This is a genomic window from Streptomyces sp. NRRL WC-3549 (assembly GCF_000721935.1).
Classification (GTDB): Bacteria; Actinomycetota; Actinomycetes; order Streptomycetales; family Streptomycetaceae; genus Streptomyces.
In genome coordinates, this window is the sequence record NZ_KL585427.1 from 28,643 (window position 1) to 31,580 (window position 2,938).

At 72.8% G+C, this 2,938-nt stretch carries 3 protein-coding genes and 1 pseudogene; all 4 read right to left on the bottom strand.

Annotation, left to right across the window (positions count from 1 at the left end; translation table 11 throughout):
- Positions 1-185, bottom strand: a 185-nt coding sequence (locus tag IH13_RS0129195; protein WP_037842743.1) for an FAD-binding protein, incomplete at its 3' end; no start/stop codon positions are given.
- A complete protein-coding gene (locus IH13_RS0129200) occupies positions 182-1,111 on the bottom strand; it encodes a VOC family protein (protein ID WP_031089033.1) in 930 nt (309 codons plus the stop codon). The genes IH13_RS0129195 and IH13_RS0129200, both read right to left, overlap by 4 nt.
- A gap of 45 nt (positions 1,112-1,156) precedes the next feature.
- Positions 1,157-2,341, bottom strand: a complete 1,185-nt coding sequence (locus tag IH13_RS0129205; protein WP_031089034.1) for an acyl-CoA dehydrogenase family protein — start codon at positions 2,339-2,341, stop codon at positions 1,157-1,159.
- Positions 2,342-2,349: 8 nt separating this feature from the next.
- Positions 2,350-2,938, bottom strand: a pseudogene (locus IH13_RS0129210) (4-hydroxy-2-oxovalerate aldolase); the annotation flags it as partial.

The window sequence follows — 2,938 nt, forward strand, 5'->3', positions numbered from 1 at the left end:
CCGGCCCGTTCCAGGACGGTGACGGCGGCCCCGGCGGTGGCGGCCTCGTACGCGGCGGCGGCCCCCGCGCAGCCGAAGCCGACGACCAGGACGTCGCTCTCCGCGTCGTAGTGCCCGATGTCCGACGCGGGGACGGGTGCCACCGGCCGGGACGCGCGGGCCCGGCCGGTGCCGGTGGTACTCATCCGTTCCTCTCCGGCGGGGCGAAGGCGGCGAGCGGCTCGGAGCCGGACCAGTCGTGGCCCCAGTAGCTGTCGGCGGTGATCTCCTCGGCGGTGTAGTGCCGTTCGTCGACCCGCATGCCCTCGCAGCCGTACTCGATGTCCCAGCCCCCGGGGGCGCGCACGTAGAAGGAGACCATCTTGTCGTTGGTGTGCCGGCCCAGGGTGGAGGAGAGCGAGAAGCCCTCCCTCCCCACGTTGTCGAGGGCGCGGCCGACCGCGTCCAGCGTGTCCACCTCGACCATCAGGTGGACCATGCCGGGGCCCTCGCCGTGCGGGGCGGGGCAGACGGCGAGGCTGTGGTGGCGTTCGTTGACGCCCATGAAGCGGACCCGTCGCGGCGGGGCGTCGGGGGCCTGGCCGCCGAGCCGGATGCCGCCGCGCGGCAGGAAGCCGAGGACCTCGGTGTAGAAGGCGACCGTCTCGTCCATGGCGGTGGTGGGCAGGACGACGTGTCCCATGCCCTGGCTGCCGGTGACGAACCGCTGGCCCAGGCCGGTGAGTACGGGGCTGTGGTCGAGGACCGGTGCGAAGAAGACCTCGACGGGCACGCCGGCCGGGTCCCGGAAGGCGAGGGCGGCCTCGACGCCCCGGTCGTCGGCCTCCTTCTCGTCGAGCATCTCCACCGGCGTGCCGGAGGCCTCGACGGCCCGGCCGACGGCGGCGAGCGCGAACTGGTCGCGCACCTCCCAGCCGACGGACAGCACCTTGTCGGTGTCACCGGGCAGGACGACGAGCCGGGCGCGCCGCTCGTCCATGCGCAGGCGCAGGCCGTCGGGGCCCGACCCCTCTCCTTCGGCGAACCCGAGGGCGTCCACGGTGAGCCGGCGCCAGCGGGGGATGTCCTGGGTCTGGACCCGGAGATATCCGAGCCCGCGGATCTGTGTCATGGGGTGTGTTCCTCTCAGGTCCGGCCTGGGTGCGGGGAGCGGGTCTCAGATCATCGAGCGCATCGGACCCTGCGGCGGTTCCACGCCGATCTGGGTGAGCGCCGAGGCGTGGAAGACGGAGCCCGGCACGTGGATGGCGTGGGTGAGGCCGGTGTGCACGTCGCGCCAGAACCGCTGGATCGGGTTGTCCATCCGCATCGCGTTGCCGCCGGAGCGCGCCACGATCTCGTCGACCGCGCGGACCGCCCGCCAGGCGGCGGCGGCCTGGGTGCGCCGGCCCACGGCCCGCCGCTCGAAGGTGATCTCCTCGCCCGCGGCGACCATGTCGTACATCTGGGAGACGTTGTCCAGGAGGGCCGCGCGGGAGGCGGCGATCTCGGCGGCGGCGTCGCTGACGGCGTAGAGGACGTACGGGTCGTCCTTGACGGCCTGGCCGGTGATCTGCACCCGGGTGCTCTGGTAGGCGAGGTGGTGGGCGAGGGTGCCCTCGCACATGCCGATCACGGCGGAGGTGATGCCCAGCGGGAAGGCGGCGGAGAAGGGCAGCCGGTAGGAGGGGTTGGCCAGGCCCGACTCGGCGGCGAGCGATCCGTCGACGACCTTGGCGTACTCGATGACGCGGTGGGCGGGGACGAAGGCGTCCTGGACGATGATGTCCTTGCTGCCGGTCCCGCGCAGCCCGACCACGTCCCAGGAGTCCTCGACGATCTCGTAGTCGGCGCGGGGCAGGATGACGTGCACGGACCGCGGCGGGCTGAGCCGGGTGCCGTCGGCGTCGGCGAGGAAGCCGCCGAGGAAGATCCAGCGGCAGTGGTCGGTGCCGGAGGAGAACTGCCATCGACCGTTGAAGACGTAGCCGCCGTCGACGGGCCGGAGCAGGCCCATCGGCGCGTACGGGGAGGCGATCCAGGTGTCGGGGTCCTCGCCCCAGACCTCCTCCTGGACCCGGGGGTCGGCCATCGCCATCTCCCAGGGGTGGACGCCGACGACACCGGCGACCCAGCCGGTCGCCCCGTCCAGGGAGGCGATCCTCATGACGGTCTCGGCGAAGGCGCGCGGGTGCAGTTCGAGGCCGCCGTACGCCTTCGGCTGGAGCATGCGGACCGCGCCGACGTCCCGCAGGATCTTGGCGGCCTGGTCGTCGAGGCGGCCGAGCGCCTCGTTGGCGGGGCCGAGTGCGCTGATCTCCTCGGCGCGTGCCTCGACCGCTTCGAGTACCGGATTGGGCATGGCTGTCCTCACTTCCCGGCGGGGTTCTGGGTGCTGGCGGACCGGTTCCTCGCCGCGAGGGCGACCGCGATCTCGATGAGCTGGTCCTCCTGGCCGCCGACGAGTTCGCGCCGGCCGGCCTCCATGAGGATCTCGGCGCCGGACACCTGGTAGGTGGCGGCCTGGCGGGCGGCGTGCTTCAGGAAGCTGGAGTAGACACCGGCGTACCCCATCGTCAGGGACATCCGGTCGAGCAGGCATTCGCCGTCCATGACGGGCCGTACCACGTCCTCCGCCGCGTCGATGATCTTCAGGACGTCGATGCCGGTGCGGATGCCCAGCTTCTCGGCGACGGCGGCGAAGCCCTCGACGGGCGTGTTGCCCGCACCGGCGCCGAACCGGCGGGTCGATCCGTCGATCTGCCGCGCTCCGGCGCGCACCGCGAGCACGGAGTTGGCGACGCCGAGTCCGAGGTTCTCGTGGCCGTGGAAGCCGACCTGCGCGTCGTCGCCGAGTTCGGCGACCAGCGCCGCGACCCGGTCGCTCGTCTCCTCCATGACGAGGGCGCCCGCGGAGTCGACGACGTACACGCACTGGCAGCCGGCGTCGGCCATGACG

Coding starts and splice junctions, on each gene's coding strand:
- IH13_RS0129200 (WP_031089033.1), bottom strand. CDS start 1,111: ATGACACAGATCCGCGGGCTCGGATATCTCCGGGTCCAGACCCAGGAC.
- IH13_RS0129205 (WP_031089034.1), bottom strand. CDS start 2,341: ATGCCCAATCCGGTACTCGAAGCGGTCGAGGCACGCGCCGAGGAGATC.